This is a genomic window from Sphingobium olei, from assembly GCF_042678845.1.
Taxonomy (GTDB): domain Bacteria; phylum Pseudomonadota; class Alphaproteobacteria; order Sphingomonadales; family Sphingomonadaceae; genus Sphingobium; species Sphingobium olei.
Genome location: NZ_JBHTLS010000116.1, coordinates 29,247 through 45,059, shown reverse-complemented (window position 1 = coordinate 45,059; position 15,813 = coordinate 29,247). Strand labels below are relative to the sequence as shown.

The following is a 15,813-nucleotide window of genomic DNA, read 5'->3' as shown; positions in this document are numbered from 1 at the left end:
GCACCGGAAACGGCGACACCGCCATATCCGGCCTCCGGTTCCGCTTCGCTCCACCTCCGTCCGAATATGGCGGCGATGGGCTTAATCCACTAACAAACCAATCGGTCCACTCGGTGGGGGCAGATCATATGAAGAGGGCATAGCGTGGAAAGTACGCTAAACAACGCTAAGCGAGAACGCATGGCGAACGCTCGATGCGAACGGACGGGCGCTTAATCAGGCGGGCCGTTCGATTCCCATCCTACGCATTTCGCGATAAATGGTCGATCGGCCGATGCCGAGTTGCCGCGCTGCTTCGGTAGGCGAGATACGAGCTTCGACCAGCTTGATGGCCGCATCCACTTTGGACATGTCCAGCGGCTGACGGCCAGGCTGTTTGCCCTTAGCACGGGCGGCGGCAATACCATCTCTGGTTCGCTCAGAAATCAGCCGTCGCTCAAAATGGGCGATGGCCCCAAACACATGGAAGATGAGCTCGCCGGCAGCTGACGAAGTGTCGATCTTTTCTTCAAGGCTCAGGAGCGCGATGCCCTGACCGCGTAGCGTCTCAACCGTGGTGAGAAGTTCGGCAAGCGAGCGCCCAAGCCGATCGAGGCGGACCACCGCCAGCGTGTCACCCTTGCGGGCATAGGCGATTAGCTCAGCCAGACCGGGCCGTTCCATGCTCTTACCTGAAATGACATCGGTGAAGATTTTGATGGCGCCAGCCTTCTCCAGACGCATGGTCTGGCCCGCAACGTCCTGATCGCCGGTGCTGACGCGGGCATAGCCCAGAATATCACCCATGCCGCACGTCTCCCAAACGGTCGTTCTGTGGACGCTATGGAGGGCAGCCGCTGCGCCCCACCCATATCCGTCCACATACTATGTCTCTTTACTCCTCGCTGTCCATAGGCCCAGATGACCTTTTGTGGACAGGAAACGGCATGACGAAGCGCAAGCATCAACTCCTGACCGAGAGCGAACGCGATCAGATACTCGCCATCCCGACCGATCGCGACCATTTGGCCCGGCTCTATACCTTCGAGCCTTCCGATATCGAGATCATCGGCGCGCGACGGGAGCGACGGAACCAGTTGGGCGTGGCGCTGCAACTCGCGCTCCTGCGGCACCCGGGCATCACCCTTGCGCAGTTGATACAGGACAGGGGAGCAATACCCCATGATCTCGCCGCTTTCGTCGCGGAGCAACTTGGTCTGCACGTAACCGAGCTGGCCAACTATGCGGCGCGGGATCAGACAATGACGGATCATGTCCGTGAGCTGGCGGCGCGTTTGGGGCTTCGGGGGCCAACCCGCGCCGATATTCCCTTCATGGTCGAGGCGGCCGCGAGAACGGCATGGGCGACCGACAAGGGGATGACGATTGCGATGGGCGTGGTCACCGCCCTGCGCGAGGCCCGGATTTTGCTGCCGTCCATCTCCACCATCGAACGCGCCAGCAGCGCGGGACGTGCCCGCGCGCGCAAGCAGGCCGCCCACGCCCTGATCGCCGATCTCAGCGCCGAACAGGTCCAGGCCCTCGATCAGCTCTTCGACGCCGCCGGCGGCATGAGCCATCTCGCCTTGCTTAAGACCATCCCCGTCGCGGCCAAGCCCGATCACGTCCGCCAGATCCTCGACCGTCTGAGGCAGGTGCGGAAGATCGGCATTTCCCCCGACGTCGCGGGCCGCATCCACGCGGACCGATTTCGGCAATATGTCAGGGAAGGCCGTGCGTCGCCTGCCTATATGATCGAGCGCTATATTCCCTCCCGGCGACGCGCCACGCTCGTTGCCTTCCTGCTCGATCTTGAAGAACGGCTGACGGACAGCGCCCTGGAGATGGCGGACAAGCTGATCGGCGGCATCTTCACCCGCGCGAAGAACGCCCAGGCGCGCAGCTATGCCGCCACGTCGAAGAACGTGGCCCGGCTGATGCTGATCTTCCGCAGGACGATCGACGCGCTCACCGATGCAGTCGATACTGGCGAAGATCCTATGGAGGTCCTGGATGCCTCAGTAGGATGGCACACCCTCCTGAAGGCCAGACCGGAAGTGGCGACGATCGCGGAAACCGCCAATCTTGATCCGCTGAGGGTCGCGGCCGACCGCTATGCGACGTTGCGCAAGTTCGCCCCTGATCTGCTTGAAGCGCTACAGTTCAGGGCCGGAAAGGGCAGCGCGAAAACGATTGCCGCTATCGAGATGCTGCGCGACCTCAATAGGTCGGGCAAGCGCGATCTGCCTGCCGACGCTCCGATGCCCTTCCGCAAGGAATGGCAGAAAATCGTCATGGGCGATGACGGCAAGATCAATCGGCGGCTCTGGGAAATCGCGACTATCGCGCATCTACGCAACAAGCTGCGCTCCGGTGATGTCTGGGTGGAACGATCGACGGGATACCGCCAGTTCGACAGCTACCTGCTAAGCGAACCGAAGGCCAAGCCGATCGTGTCGGCTCTTGGTCTGCCACCCACAGCCGGCGAATGGCTCGAACAGCGGGGCCGCGAACTGGACTGGCGGCTGAAGAAATTCGCCCGGAGCCTGAAGCGCGACGCTCTGGAGGGTGTGCGATACCGCGACGGCCGCCTCCAGATATCCCCCGTTCGCACGATCGCAACGCCCGACGCCGAAGCCCTGGCCGACCGGCTCGATGCGATGATGCCACGCATCCGTATCACCGAACTGCTACATGAGGTGGCGCAGGAAACTGGCTTTCTTTCGGCGTTCACCAACCTGCGCACCGGCGAGCTATGTCCCAATGAAAATGCGCTGCTCGCCACGATCCTCGCCGACGCCACCAATCTCGGCCTGTCGCGCATGGCCGCCGCGAGCCAGGGCGTCACGCGCGATCAACTCCTATGGACCCATGACGCCTATATCCGCGACGAGAGCTACCGCGCGGCGCTCGCCGTCCTCATCAACGCGCACCACCGCCTGCCATTCTCGCGGGTATGGGGCGACGGCACAACGTCCAGTTCCGATGGTCAGTTCTTCAGGGGCGCGAAGCGCGGCGCATCGGGCGGCGACATCAACGCCCGCTATGGCGTCGATCATGGCTTCAGCTTCTACACCCATGTTTCCGATCAGCGCGGGCCCTACCACGTCAATGTGATCTCGGCCGCCACGCATGAAGCGCCCTATGTCCTCGACGGCCTCATCAGCCATGGCACCGATCTCAGGATCGTCGAGCATTACACCGACACCGGCGGAGCGACCGATCATGTCTTCGCCCTGTGCGCGATGCTGGGATTTCGCTTCTGCCCGCGCCTGCGCGACTTTCCGGACAGGCGGCTTGCGCCGATCGCGCCGGTTTCGGCCTATCCGTCCATCGCCCCGTTGTTGGGCAAGCGTATCCGCACCGACATCATCAATGAACAATGGGACGACGTGCTGCGCCTCGTGGGGTCGATCAAGGCTGGCCACGTCGCGCCGTCGGTCATGCTGCGAAAGCTCGCCGCCTACGAACGGCAGAACCAGCTCGACGTCGCACTACAGGAGATCGGCAAGATCGAACGGACCCTGTTCATGCTGGACTGGCTTGAAAATCCCGATCTGCGCCGGCGATGCCATGCCGGCCTTAACAACAGCGAGCAGCGCCATGCCCTGACGCAAGCGATCTACACCTTCCGCCAGGGCCGCATCATCGACCGCAGCCATGAAGCTCAACAATATCGGGCATCAGGCCTCAACCTAGTCATCGCGGCGATCGCCTATTGGAACACGATCTACATGGCCGACGCCGCCCAGCATCTGCGATCGGCAGCGGCCCCGGTCCCCGATGATCTGCTTGTCCATACGTCGCCGGTTGGCTGGGAGCATATTGCCTTTTCCGGCGATTTCCTCTGGGATCGAGCCGCCGCTTCCGCTGGCCGCAAGGCCCTCAATCTTCCGCCGGACAGCCGCGCCGCCTAAGCGTTCCTCGGTTATTCTCCCTTAGCGTTGTTTAGCGTACCTTCCACGCTATGCCCTCATGAAGCTGACGATCAGCACGGTGGCGCCCCGATGCTGTCATCAGCCGGTTTATTGCGACCCGGCTTGTGCTTAGTGCGTCCGCCGATCTCTGCGACGATCTGACGGGCTAGCTTCAGTGCCATGCCCGAGCGCGGCAAATGGCGCATAACGGCAAGCTTCACCTTCAGCCGTTTCGACCGCAAAGCGACGATACGATTGAAGTCGGGAGCGAGCCTGCTTCGCTCGCGAACGAGTTCGCGTGTCGGCATTCGATGTTTGACCAGTCGCAGAACAAGGCTGTTCATTAGATGCTCCTCTGGTGACAAGCGTGGCCCTGCCCCGCTGGCAGGGCCACGATCCTCTCAGACGATCAGGCGGTCCCACTTGCCGTAGCGCTGGAGAATGGCGCCACGGGGCCAGCTCAACAGTATGAGGGCGACACCGCATCCGAGGCCGTTGATGAGCCCGGCTATTGGCGCGCCGTACCAGAAGGGTAGCGCGATCAGCGCCGCGCCGAACGCCATGTTGAGGAAGCGCACCACCCGGGTCGCTTCCGCCGCGGCGATTGACACCGTCGTCAGGACCAGGAAGCCGATCACGTGGTCGGAGTTGGCCATCGACTCCGTGCTGCCGAGAGTCAGCCGGGTGAAGAGCAGCCACGTGCCGATCAGGGCACTGAGCGCAAGTGTTGGCGGCAGGCTGACGCCGCCAGTCACGCTGTCGCGGACGATCGGCCCCAGCGGACGGTCGAACGTGTCGCCCGTGTCCTTATCATCGCCGTTATCGGTGTCGCCCATCAGCAGCACCCGCAGCCAGTTGCGACCGGCCTGCGCGCGGCGTCGCACAAACTGGAGCGATGCGATCAGCTCGTCCACGGCGAACGGGATCTGAAGCAGCATCGCCGCGGCACCGATGAGAGTCAGCGTGCCCCAAGTGCCGATCACGAGCGGTTGGATGATGACGAAACTGATTGAGGTGACCGACAGCGGCACGATGAGGAGACCAAAGAGGATCACGAGCCAAGGCATGGTTCGCCAACGCGCTTTCAACCCGATGACGCCCGTCAGGATCTCCAGAATGTAGGTGATGCCGCCCAGGCCCCCATCGGAAATCGGCCAAGCTTCGGCCACGGGTGAGGTGATGATCTCCTCCGTGCCGTTCTGCGGGTCGGCGGCACTGCCGGCGAAGAACGGCTCCCAGACACCGTCGATCTGGCCGAGCTGATAGGCGGCGAGGTAGCGCGAGACGTAAAGCCCCACGAGCGCCAGCGCGATGATCGGCAGGCGCTGTGTCCAGGCAGACGGATTGTAGGTCCAGCCAGGCGGGACGTCGGGTCCGGTCATGGCCGCTGCAGGGGAGGGGCCTGGCTCGGGCGGGAGTGCAAGAGCGAAACCGATCACCAGCGTGCCGACCAGCGTGTCGTTTAGATAGGCAGCGCCGGACGTCGTCCAGAAGATCAACGGGGCGAAGAGCAGCCAGATACCGACCGCTCCCGTGGCCCAGCGTGCCCAAGTCGCCCGCCACGCCATCGACGCGAGTGCGAGCGCGATGACAAGCGCGCCCGCTGTCATGTCGCTTGCGATCATGCGCGGGTCGGTGACGCCGATCAGCGGCGGTGAGGTGATGAGCCAGGTGCCGAGCGCGACATTGACGAAGTGCGCCCACCGGAAGCGGCCATGCTCTTCTCGCCGTGCGCGGACATAGCCGGCGTGCAAGGTGTCGGGCTCGTGCCCCGCCTCCTTCGCCGAGAGCAGCCAATCGGGGGGTGTGATGTCGTGTCGCTGATACCAACCCACGGGATCCCGGCGGAGCGCGGCGACCATCTCGGGCAGTTCGTCCTTCAGCCGACGCTTCGGCTCCCAGCCGAGCAGCGTTTTGGCGCGCCAAATATCGAGGGCGTAGTGGTGGTCGCCCATCATCGCCATGTACGGGCGAATGAAGGGCTTCTCCCCGCGATCGATAGCGTCAGGGATCAGCGGTTCGAGCCGCTCCAGCCCCCATACTCCTGCTGCCGCCAAAGGCTTTGGCACGCGCAGCGTTGGCCAGTCCTCGACGCCGTGGATCAGGTAGCCGATCTCATCCTGCAGCGTGTCGTAACTCAGTGGGTCCGCTTCCCCGATCAGCATGATAGCGTCCGGTGGCAGCGTGGCACGTCGATCAACCGCCCGGTGCACCGCATCGGCCAAGTCGTCCTTGTGCAGCATCGATTGACCAGTCAGCGGCGATCCGGCGTAGAAATAGCCCTGCAGATCGCGCTGGTGGATGCGGGCAATCTGTTGTGCCAGCGTCGGAATCAGATGATCGCGATCATAGACGCCAGCGAGGCGCAGCGTAACAAAGGGGATGCGACCACACTCCTGCTCGACCACGCGCTCGGCCGCGAGCTTCGACTGCGGATAGGCGTACGCCGGATCGAACGGCTGATCCTCGGTGATCCGCTCGCCCGGCTTGCAGGGCGCATGGACGAGCAGCGTGCTCGCATAGACGAACTGATCGACTTCGAACGCCTGGAGGGCGCGCAGCAGGTGGCGTGTGCCCTCCACGTTGACCGACTCGTAGAGCGGGTGATCCTGCCCCGACTGGTCGAAGTATGCTGCCAGATGCACCACGCTGGCGATCCGCGATCCATAGCGTTCACGAAACTTCACCAGCGCCAGCTCAACGGCCGCGGCGTTGGAGAAGTCGGTCGCGAATGTCGGGAACGGAACTTCAGCGGCGGTGCGATCAAGACCTACCACCCGGTATTCACGCGAGAGAGCGGACGAGATGGCTCGACCGAGGTTCCCAGACGCACCGGTGACGATGACAATGGGAGTATCTTTACCAGCTCGATCATGTTTTCTTGCGGTTAGGGACATATCGCCTCCTCGATCCACCGAAGGCGCTAGCGCGCCATGAACACTGGCAACCTGGCTTCTTCCAGAATATGGTGGGTGACGCCGCCGAATAGCGTCTGGCGCAGCCGAGAATGGGTGTACCCGCCCATCACCAGAAAGGTTGCGGAGAGGTTCTCGACTGCTTCCAGCAACGCTTCCCCGACCGGCGCTTCTGCATCCTTGATGCGCGGCGTAGCCTTGATTCCGTGACGAGCAAGGTAGTCGACCAGCTGCTGCGCGCGCGCGGAATCGGTTCGGGTGGTGGGGAATGTCACGATGTGAACCGCTTCCGCCCTGCGGAGGAGGGGGAGCGCCGCCGTCACGGCATGCGCCGCTTCAAGGCTGCCGTTCCAAGCGATCGCTGCGGTCCGCGTCCAATCGAGCGCCAATTTGCCGGTCGTGATCAGCACCGGCCGGCCAGCGGACTCGATCGTGCATTTCAGCAATGGGCTGACCGGAACGCCTTCGTCGTCGCCCTTTGCGTCCGCCCGCGCGAAGACCACCAGATCGTGGGTGAGCGCCGCGTCCATGACAAGAGCATCATCATTTCCGTAGACGGCTTGGAAGGTGAAATCGGGTCGTTCCTTCCCGCCCGGCTCAGGCAGCAACTGCAATTCGCGAAGCAGTCTGCGCACCTCGGCTTCACGCCGCTCGGCGAAAGCGTGGCTCTCCGCCACCAGCCCGTCCCAGCCCACGAGCAGCGGATGGTGCGGCACGGGCAGGGACGCAAAGTCGGTGAGCGGCAGGAGCGCGGTGAGGTGCCCGCCGAAGAAGTCTGCGAGTTGAGTGCCGACCGCCAAGGCTTGGCGGTCTTGCCGCTCGTTGCTGAGCGGCAGGAGAATGCTGCGCATTATTGCTTCCTTTCGATGCTTCATGAAGGCGTCCACTCCACCCTCGCGGGCAGCGCGGTGCGATGGCTCACGCCGCGATGGGTTCCGATGACGGCGTGGCGGTCTGTTCCTTGATCAGCACGGCCTGCAGCTTGGCCTCGTCCTCGGGGGAGAGCGAGGAGCGCAGGATGCGGCCGCTATACCCTTCGAGTTCGGCCAGAACCTTCTCGGGCTGCACCTTGCGGATCAGCAGGAACAAAGCCGAGCTTTCGGGTGTCAGCGTGTCGCCGATCTCGCGGATGAAATCATCGTCGATGCCGTAGTCCACGAGGCTGCCCGAGAGCGCGCCGGTGCCCGCGCCCACCGCACTGCCGAGGGCCAGCCCTGCGAGCGGATTGAGGAACAGCAGGCCGATCAGCGTACCCCAAAGTGCGCCGGACAGCGCGCCGTAGCTGGCGCCATGCCCAACCATGCTGATCGACTGCTTGATGTGAACCTTGCCATCGGGATCGCGGATCGCGACCACCGCGTCAGCGAGGTCGATCAGATACTCGCGGCGTAGCTTGTTGAGGTCACTCAGCACGCGGTCGGCGTCGGTTTGCTTGTCGAAGCCGACGACCAGCAATTCAGACATGTTCATTCTCCTCCAAAAGTTGATCGAGCCGCCGCACGCGGCTGGCTTGGCCGTGCCGAAGTGAACCTGCTCAGCAGGCTCACAGGCGGCAGCGGTTCAGCCTTGGAGAAAAGGTAAGTCCGGTCCGGTCCTGCGGAAAATAGAAAGATTGGCGCCCGCGCGTTAGGCCGAGGCTATAGGATCCAGGATCTGCCGTGCGCAGTTCTGCACGTGTTCAGCGATCAGCCGGAACGCCGCATCCACCGGCGAGTGCTTCCGCCACGCCATCGCAATCGAGCGATGCCGGCGCCATCCATGGACGCTGAGCGTGACGAGGCCCGCCGATCCTCCAACGTCTGACCGAAGGTAGAGGCTCGGGAGCACACTCAGACCAAGACCGCTCGCCACCATCTGGTGTAGGCTATCGAGGCTTGTGCCGTAATAGTCCGGCGCCATCTTCATGGCATAGGCATCTGCGATCTCGGCTGCTTGCCGTGCGAAATGGTGGCGCGGATCGAGCGTCAAGAGGGGACAGCCGGCAAGCGCTTCGGGCGCAACCTCCTTTCCACTAGCAAGCGTGTGGTCCCGCGCCGCCACGAGATGCAGAGGTTCTCGGAACAGAGGCTCGATGGTCAGCCCCTCGCCTGCAATCGGCATAGGGCCGAGTACGACGTCGATGTTGCCGCGCGCCAATTCGAGCGCCTGATCGTCGGGGATGCCTTCGCGGACATGTAGTCTGAGACCCGGCGCTATGCGGTGAAGCTCGGCGATGATCGGCGACAGCAGATAAGGGCCCAGAGTCGGTGTGGTGCCGAGCTTCAGCGTGCCGGTCAGACTATTGGCGGAGCTGGACGCCAGACCAATGATGTCGCGCGCGTCGCTCAGCATACGTCGCGCCGTGACCACGATGCTACGCCCGACCGGTGTCAGTACGGCACCGGCGGTTCCACGATCGAGCAGCCTGACGCCCAAACGATCTTCGAGCGCCCTGACCTGCTGGCTGAGCGTCGGCTGCGACACGTTGGTGATTCGCGCGGCTTCCACGAACGACTGCGTGTCCGCAATCGTCACGAGATACTCAAGTTGGCGAAGTGTTGGCATGACAGCGATATAATCATAGCCTATAGCCTGTGGGCAACCATTCCGATTGGGCGCAGGCCCTCTAGTATCATAGCTAAGGCGCTCGATTCGGAGATTGAGAAGGAGAAGCGATGTACATCCGTTCATCCATTATGCTCGCCAGCGCCCTTCTATTGGTCGGCTGCGAAGCGGCTGACACCAACAACGCGACATCTGTCGCAACGGAGGCGGGGTCATAGCCCAGTGGGTACACGCAGACTCAACAGAAGGTGTCGACTTGCCCAACCGACTACGCCACGTCGTACTCATTCGAGCGATCCGTGACGGTGACGCTTGCCAAGGGGTCGTGAAGGACATTGGTCAGCCTGACCGGGGCGGCGCCCCTCTCTACGTCGCATAATGCCAAGACGGGCCTCAATACGCTGTGGCTATCGCGCCCAGCGGGATGGCGGAAGTTCGCAGCTTGACCGTGGAGCGCCGAAACAAAGTCGTTAAGCGCCAACGTGCGGCCTAGATGCCAATCGGGCGGGCGCAGGGGGAATTAGCTGGTGGCAATTGAACGTTTGGGATTCCGGCATGCGGCCACATGGCTAGTACAGATCATAGGGCCGGATGCCGCCTATGTGCGGCTCGGCATCATCTACACGGTCGCGATCAGCCTGTTGGCGCTGGCCACCCCTATTTCGGTTCAGTTGCTGATCAACAGCGTGGCAAACACCGCCTTACCGGCGCCCTTGTGGGCACTGTCGGGTGTGCTGCTACTGCTCCTTCTAATGGTGGCGGGGCTCAGCGCACTCAGGGTGTGGATCATGGCCGCATTCGAGCGGCGGGTGTTCTCGCGCGTCGTCGCCGAGGTCACCGTGCGCGCGGTGCATGCGCAGAACCCCTTCTTCGGCGACGCTAACCGCAGCGACCTGTTCAACCGCTACTTCGACCTGGTGGTGGTGCAAAAGGCGGTGCCGAGCCTCGTCATCGGCGGCTTCACCATCGTGCTGCAGGCGGTTGTGGGGCTAACGATCACCAGCTTCTATCATCCGTTCTTTCTCGCCTTCAACGTCGTGCTGATTGTGTCCGTCCTGCTGGTCTGGCTGATTTGGCGCCGTGGCGCGATCACCGGTGCCGTCGCCCTCAGCCACGCCAAGCACAATGCGGCGCGCTGGCTCGAGAGTGTCGGCGGCTCGAACGGCTTCTACAAGTCGGCACGCCATCTCGATTTCGCGATGGATGGATCGGAAGCGGTGACCGCGACCTATGTCGGCGCGCACCGGCGCTATTTCCGGTATCAGTTCGCGCAGACGGTCGCATTCCTGCTGATCTACGCGCTTGCCAGCGCGGCACTGCTGTTGCTCGGTGGCACTCTCATCCTGCGCGGGCAGCTGTCGCTCGGGCAACTGGTCGCGGCCGAGCTGATCCTGTCGGGGGTCTTCTACGGCATCTCGCAGCTCGGCTGGTACCTCGACACCTTCTACGATCTGGTCGCGAGTTCGGAGGAGCTGTCCCTTCTGTTCGCGATCCCGCAGGAGACGGTCGTCCGCAACGACAACGGCCCGCGGGACGGTGCAGTCAGGCTGACCGATGTGTCGTCGGGCGAGGCGCGGTTCGACCTGTCGATCGCCGCGGGTGAGCAGCTCGTCACGGTAGCGCAGCCAGGGGCCGAACAGCGCCTCGCCCATCTCCTGAAGCGCCACGTCCAGCCCGACCGCGGGTTGATCCGCATCGGCGGCACCGATCTCGGCTCGCTCGACATATACCATCTGCGCTCCGACGTGACCGTGATCGATCGCCCGACCATCATCGAAGTGACGATACGCGACTATCTTCGCCTCGCGTCCGGGGGCCGGGCCAACGAGGCGATGGAGGCGCTCTCGGTTGTGGGGCTGGAACGCCGCATTGCAGGGCTGCCGCAAGGATTGGACACGCTGCTCGCCTCTTCCGGTCACCCGCTCAGCGTCGGTGAGATCATGGCGCTGAAGCTCGCCAACGCGCTGCTGTTCCGCCCCAAGGTGCTGATCCTCGGGCACCTGTTCGATCTGCTACCGCCCGAGCGACTAGGCGCGTCGCTCCGGCTGCTCAAAGAGCATGGCACGACGGTGCTCCTGTGCACCGGACGGCCGGAGGATCTGAAGCTCGATGGATATCTGTACCTCGGCATGAGCGAACAGCATCGGTGTGAGAACCTCGCCGACTTGCAGCGCGCGGCTATTGAAGGGGAGGGCGATCATGCCGCAAAGGCCTGAGCATATCGTCCACTTCACGACGCTCGCGTCGCTCAAGCCGCCGCGGGTCGGCGTGGCGGTGGCGTGGTTGATTGCCGTCGGGATCGCTGCCGCGCTCATCGTGCTGTTCCTCGTGCCATGGCTGCAGACAGCGCAGGGGCAGGGGCAGGTCGTCGCGCTAGACCCCGAGGATCGTGCGCAGGAGGTGACGGCGCTCGTCCCGGGTCGCGTGGAGCGCTGGTTCGTGCAGGACGGCCAGCATGTCGATCGCGGCCAACCGATCGCGCGCGTGGTCGACCTCGACCCCAATCTCCTCTCCCGCCTCGCTGCCGAGCGCGCGCAAATCGAGGCGGAGATCGCCGCCGTCCGCCAGTCGCAGCGAGTGGCTGGCATCGACGTAGACCGCAACCGCCAGCTGTTCGCCGAAGGGCTCTCATCGCGGCGCGACTTTGAGCAGGCGCAGATCAAGGTCGCGGACGCCGCGGCCAAGCTCGCCGAATCTAGAGCCAAGCTTAATCGCATCGACGTCCAGCTGAACCGCCAATCGGCGCAGCTGGTCCGCGCGCCGCGCGATGGCCGTATCCAGAATCTCAATGCAGCCGCAGGCGGGGCGCTGGTGTCCGCCGGCACACCCCTCGCGACGATCGCACCCGAGCGCGTCGAGCGGGCGGTTGAGCTGATGATCGACGGCCGCGACGTGCCGCTGCTGCGACCGGGACGGCCAGTTCGGCTCGAATTTGAGGGCTGGCCCGCCATCCAGTTCAGCGGCTGGCCGTCCATCGCCTATGGGTATTTCGACGGTCGCGTGCGGACCATCGATGCGACCGCCAACGCGCAAGGCCTGTTCCGCATTCTCGTAGAGCCTGCGCCAGGCAAGCCCGCCTGGCCCGCCCGCCGCTTCGTCCGGCTGGGCGGCAAGGTGCGCGGCTGGGTGCAGGGCGAGACGGTGACGGTCGGCTATGAGCTGTGGCGCCAGCTGAACGACTTCCCACTCGAGTTCGGTCAGCCGGCCACGGGTAAAGCCGCTGCATATGAGGATGAGGACAAAGTCGCGGCAAAGGTGGGCAAGCCGAAATGATCCGATCCTTGCTTCTCCTGCCGCTATTGGCGGCGGCACCGGTGCTCGGCGCGCCGCAGGCAAGTCCGCCGGAGGCGATCGTCAGAGCGCCAGCGTCGGGACCGCTGACGCTCGATGAGGTCCTGCGTGCCTCGGCGCGAGCGGCACCACAGATCATTGAGGCGCTGGCACGAGAGCGCGCGGCGGAAGGGCGGGCGCTGAGCGCCGCGGGCGCCTTCGACACCGTATTCGAGGTCGACGGTCGCTCGCGTGCGCTCGGCTACTATGATGGTTCGATCGTGTCGGGCCGCGCCACTCGGCCGCTCGAGAGTAATGGCGGATACCTCTACGGCGGCTACCGGGTGAGCCGCGGCGACTTCCCGATCTACGAGGACGAATATTACACCAATCGGCTGGGCGAGCTGAAGGTTGGAGCGCTCTATTCCCTGCTGCGCGACCGGCTGATCGACGAGCGTCGCACCCGCCGCACGCTGGCTGCCGGCGACATCGACATTGCCCGGTTTGAGCGCGAGGCGGTGGCGATTGGCGTGCAGCGGCGCGCCGTCGATGCTTATCAGAATTGGGTCGCAACCGGCCTGAGGCTCCGCGCTTATCGCGATCTTCTCGAACTCTCGGAGAACCGGCGCGGCGCGCTCGCGCGACAGGTGCAGCTCGGTGCGCGACCGGACATATTGCTTGCCGAAAATGACCAGAACCTTGTTCGCCGACGCGCACTGGTTGTTCGAGCCGAGGGCGACTTTCAGGCGGCCGCCAACGCGCTTTCCCTCTACTTTCGTGACGAGGCGGGCAGCCCCGTGGTCGTGGGCGCCGAACGCCTCCCTGCCGATGCTTCGGCACTGGCGGGGGTTGCGGCCGCGGCACAAGCTGAGTTCGCCCAGCGCCGCCCCGACCTGCAAGTGTTGCTCGCCCGCATCGACCAAGGCGCGGCGCGACTGGCCCTGGCGCAGAACGATCTCCGACCCCGGCTCGACTTGCGGGGAGAGCTTGGCAAGGATGTCGGTAACGAGGGGCTGGGGGGGCGCTCGCGGACGCCGCTTGAGGGCATTGTAGGTTTCCGCTTCTCCCTTCCGCTTCAGAACCGTGCCGCGAAGGGCCGCATCGCCGAGGCTCGTGCCGAGATCGATGCGCTTGAAGCGCGCAGCCGATTTCTGCGTGATCAGATCGCGACGGAAGTGGAGGGCATCAACATCGGCGTAGGCGCGGCAGAGCGTCTCGCCGGCATTGCAGAACAAGAACAGCAGTTGGCGGAGCGGTTGGCTGCGGCCGAGAGGCGACGTTTCGAACTTGGCTCCAGCGACTTCTTTCTGGTCAATCAGCGGGAGGAAACAGCAACCGACGCACGCGTGCGACTTGTGGACGCCCAGGCCCGGATCGCGGCCGCTCGCGCCGAACTGGCCGCCGCTACCGCAGACCGCGCTGCACTTGGCCTGACACAATGATCATCGCGCCATATTGTGCAGGCCGTAGGCGAGCAGCGTCCCTTCTCTGCACTAGCTTGCAGCATCGCTTGAGTCAGACGCAGGTTTCGCGGCAGCGGCAATTCAGCTGCTCGATCTTCAAGCAAAGACCTCCTGACGGCAAACATGTAAACGGTAGGTAAGATGAGCGATTTGGATAATGATCTGAGACTTTACGAGTTGGCTCACAGATTCAAGAACCTTCTTAAATTGTTCGGGCTATTGTTAGCCAAAGCCTCAAGTCGACAGTGTCGATTGAAGAAGCGGGAGCGGCGATTGATACCAGACTTGCGACCCTTAACAGGACAGTTGAGCAACTCCTTGACGCTGACTGGGGCGCAGCTCCGTTAGATGCTCTAGTCCAGAATGCGCTTGTCAACTTCTCCCCTTACGCTGGCAGATGGCAATGCAGCGGGCCACCTGTCGACTTGGGTCCGAGTTCAGCCATGACGTTGATGCTCGCGTTGAATGAGCTGGCGACCAACGCGGTAAAGTTTGGCGCCTTCTCCAACGAGACAGGGACAGTCGAACTGACCTGGCAGATCGTGGAGGTAGGCGGCGCAACGCAGCTTTGGCTTTTGTGGACAGAGCGGGGAGGACCACCGGTACGCAAGCCTGAGCGCCAAGGCTTTGGAAGTCGGTTGATCAGCACTGCTGCCGGTCGAAGCCTTCGCGGACGAGCAGAGATCGACTTTCCGCAGTCTGGGGTGACCTGGACGCTCGTCGCTCCGTTAGCAGCGCTTCGCGGCTGAGCTGAGGCGCTGCTCAAACCTGGGTCCTTCGATGGGAGCCTGACAACCATGTCTCCAGCAGGCCGGCATCAACTGAGATTCAGGATAGCAAGGGGATCTGGAAGCGCTGCCTGAAGGCCGCTGCGGTTCAATCGGCGATCGCGCTGAGTGCGACAAGATTGCCCTCGCTGTTTTGGATCTCGGCGATAACCTACGTCGCCGATTTGCTTTATGGGATGGCCCGCCCCTTTTCCCCGGCATCGGGTATGATGCCGGTGCTTGAGAAGGGAAAGGAACGGACCGATGTCTATTGTGATCCTTGGCGTTGATCTGGGCAAGAACGCTTGCAGCATCGTCGGTGTGGATGCGACCGGGGCGGTTGTCCTGCGCCGATCGATGCGCCGACAAACACTGATCGATTACGTCTCGAAGCTACCAGCATGCATTGTGGCGATGGAGGCGTGTTGCGGCGCTCATCATATGGGCCGTCTCTTCGCCGATCATGGGCACGAGATCCGGCTGATGTCACCGGAATACGTTCGCCCCTACGTGAAAGCGCAGAAAAATGACGACCGGGATGCCGAAGGCATCGCCGAGGCAGCATCACGCCCGACGATGCGCTTCGTAGAACTCAAAAGCCAGGATCAGTTAGACATCCAGACCCTTCACCGCGTCCGGTCCCGTTTGGTGGCTGAGCGCAGGAGCCTGATCAACCAGTTGCGTGCGATCATGCTGGAGCGCGGCACGATTTTCCCTGTTGGTCGTCGGAAGCTGGAACTGGGTGTCGATGCCTTGCTCACTCAGGAAGAGACTGCGCTCTCCTCTCGGATTCGTCGGCTCATCGGTGACCTTCGTGCCGAATGGCGGGATCTCGATGAGAAGATTGAGAGCCTGAACGCGGAGTTCGTCGAACTCGCTCGCAACGATGCCGCAGCCCGGCGCCTGACATCCATCCCCGGTATCGGGCGTCACCTCAAGGTTTGTGCGCCAGACAACG

12 protein-coding genes and 2 pseudogenes are annotated in these 15,813 nt (G+C 63.4%); 8 read left to right on the top strand and 6 right to left on the bottom strand.

Annotated elements, in window-relative coordinates; translation table 11 throughout:
* A partial coding sequence (locus ACFQ24_RS08890) for an integrase catalytic subunit (protein WP_380910425.1) occupies window positions 1-93 on the top strand: 93 nt, incomplete at its 5' end.
* A 123-nt stretch (window positions 94-216) separates the two neighbouring features.
* Here ACFQ24_RS08890 and ACFQ24_RS08885 read toward each other — a convergent pair.
* On the bottom strand, window positions 217-786 hold the full coding sequence (locus ACFQ24_RS08885) for a recombinase family protein (RefSeq protein ID WP_011607925.1): 570 nt from the start codon (window positions 784-786) through the stop codon (window positions 217-219).
* A gap of 140 nt (window positions 787-926) precedes the next feature.
* Here ACFQ24_RS08885 and ACFQ24_RS08880 point away from each other — a divergent pair, with 140 nt between their 5' ends.
* Window positions 927-3,896, top strand: a complete 2,970-nt coding sequence (locus tag ACFQ24_RS08880) for a Tn3 family transposase (protein WP_380910422.1) — start codon at window positions 927-929, stop codon at window positions 3,894-3,896.
* Between the two features lie 71 nt (window positions 3,897-3,967).
* On the opposite strand, the gene ACFQ24_RS08875 is transcribed toward ACFQ24_RS08880, so the two are convergent.
* The 5 genes from ACFQ24_RS08875 to ACFQ24_RS08855 all read right to left on the bottom strand — a co-directional run bounded on the left by ACFQ24_RS08875 (window position 3,968) and on the right by ACFQ24_RS08855 (window position 9,355).
* Window positions 3,968-4,240: a hypothetical protein gene (locus tag ACFQ24_RS08875; RefSeq protein WP_380910420.1), complete on the bottom strand. Its 273-nt coding sequence runs from the start codon at window positions 4,238-4,240 to the stop codon at window positions 3,968-3,970.
* Window positions 4,241-4,297: 57 nt separating this feature from the next.
* Entirely contained in the window at window positions 4,298-6,793 is a 2,496-nt protein-coding gene (locus tag ACFQ24_RS08870) for an NAD-dependent epimerase/dehydratase family protein (protein WP_380910418.1), read from the bottom strand.
* Between the two features lie 26 nt (window positions 6,794-6,819).
* On the bottom strand, window positions 6,820-7,662 hold the full coding sequence (locus ACFQ24_RS08865) for a universal stress protein (RefSeq protein WP_380910416.1): 843 nt from the start codon (window positions 7,660-7,662) through the stop codon (window positions 6,820-6,822).
* Between the two features lie 67 nt (window positions 7,663-7,729).
* The gene (locus ACFQ24_RS08860; RefSeq protein WP_380910414.1) at window positions 7,730-8,275 is read right to left on the bottom strand and encodes a DUF1269 domain-containing protein; all 546 of its coding nucleotides are present in this window, start codon (window positions 8,273-8,275) and stop codon (window positions 7,730-7,732) included.
* Between the two features lie 162 nt (window positions 8,276-8,437).
* The gene (locus ACFQ24_RS08855) at window positions 8,438-9,355 is read right to left on the bottom strand and encodes a hydrogen peroxide-inducible genes activator (RefSeq protein ID WP_380910412.1); all 918 of its coding nucleotides are present in this window, start codon (window positions 9,353-9,355) and stop codon (window positions 8,438-8,440) included.
* Between the two features lie 527 nt (window positions 9,356-9,882).
* Here ACFQ24_RS08855 and ACFQ24_RS08850 point away from each other — a divergent pair.
* The 6 genes and pseudogenes from ACFQ24_RS08850 to ACFQ24_RS08825 all read left to right on the top strand — a co-directional run.
* Window positions 9,883-11,571: an ABC transporter ATP-binding protein gene (locus ACFQ24_RS08850; RefSeq protein WP_380910410.1), complete on the top strand. Its 1,689-nt coding sequence runs from the start codon at window positions 9,883-9,885 to the stop codon at window positions 11,569-11,571.
* Entirely contained in the window at window positions 11,555-12,628 is a 1,074-nt protein-coding gene (locus ACFQ24_RS08845; RefSeq protein ID WP_380910408.1) for an efflux RND transporter periplasmic adaptor subunit, read from the top strand. Before ACFQ24_RS08850 ends, ACFQ24_RS08845 begins: the two co-directional genes overlap by 17 nt.
* Window positions 12,625-14,067, top strand: a complete 1,443-nt coding sequence (locus ACFQ24_RS08840) for a TolC family protein (RefSeq protein ID WP_380910406.1) — start codon at window positions 12,625-12,627, stop codon at window positions 14,065-14,067. Before ACFQ24_RS08845 ends, ACFQ24_RS08840 begins: the two co-directional genes overlap by 4 nt.
* A 227-nt stretch (window positions 14,068-14,294) precedes the next feature.
* A pseudogene (locus ACFQ24_RS08835) lies at window positions 14,295-14,492 on the top strand (HWE histidine kinase domain-containing protein); the annotation flags it as partial.
* Between the two features lie 39 nt (window positions 14,493-14,531).
* Window positions 14,532-14,837 (top strand): hypothetical protein, encoded by a 306-nt coding sequence (locus ACFQ24_RS08830; protein WP_380910404.1) that lies wholly within the window; start codon window positions 14,532-14,534, stop codon window positions 14,835-14,837.
* Between the two features lie 282 nt (window positions 14,838-15,119).
* Window positions 15,120-15,782: pseudogene (locus ACFQ24_RS08825) on the top strand (IS110 family transposase); the annotation flags it as partial.
* Window positions 15,783-15,813 lie beyond the last annotated feature (31 nt).

What these genes read in the sequence shown, in the direction of transcription:
- ACFQ24_RS08885 (WP_011607925.1), bottom strand. Translation starts at nt 786, where the DNA reads ATGGGTGATATTCTGGGCTATGCCCGCGTCAGCACCGGCGATCAGGAC.
- ACFQ24_RS08880 (WP_380910422.1), top strand. Translation starts at nt 927, where the DNA reads ATGACGAAGCGCAAGCATCAACTCCTGACCGAGAGCGAACGCGATCAG.
- ACFQ24_RS08875 (WP_380910420.1), bottom strand. Translation starts at nt 4,240, where the DNA reads ATGAACAGCCTTGTTCTGCGACTGGTCAAACATCGAATGCCGACACGC.
- ACFQ24_RS08870 (WP_380910418.1), bottom strand. Translation starts at nt 6,793, where the DNA reads ATGTCCCTAACCGCAAGAAAACATGATCGAGCTGGTAAAGATACTCCC.
- ACFQ24_RS08865 (WP_380910416.1), bottom strand. Translation starts at nt 7,662, where the DNA reads ATGCGCAGCATTCTCCTGCCGCTCAGCAACGAGCGGCAAGACCGCCAA.
- ACFQ24_RS08860 (WP_380910414.1), bottom strand. Translation starts at nt 8,275, where the DNA reads ATGTCTGAATTGCTGGTCGTCGGCTTCGACAAGCAAACCGACGCCGAC.
- ACFQ24_RS08855 (WP_380910412.1), bottom strand. Translation starts at nt 9,355, where the DNA reads ATGCCAACACTTCGCCAACTTGAGTATCTCGTGACGATTGCGGACACG.
- ACFQ24_RS08845 (WP_380910408.1), top strand. Translation starts at nt 11,555, where the DNA reads ATGCCGCAAAGGCCTGAGCATATCGTCCACTTCACGACGCTCGCGTCG.
- ACFQ24_RS08840 (WP_380910406.1), top strand. Translation starts at nt 12,625, where the DNA reads ATGATCCGATCCTTGCTTCTCCTGCCGCTATTGGCGGCGGCACCGGTG.
- ACFQ24_RS08830 (WP_380910404.1), top strand. Translation starts at nt 14,532, where the DNA reads ATGACGTTGATGCTCGCGTTGAATGAGCTGGCGACCAACGCGGTAAAG.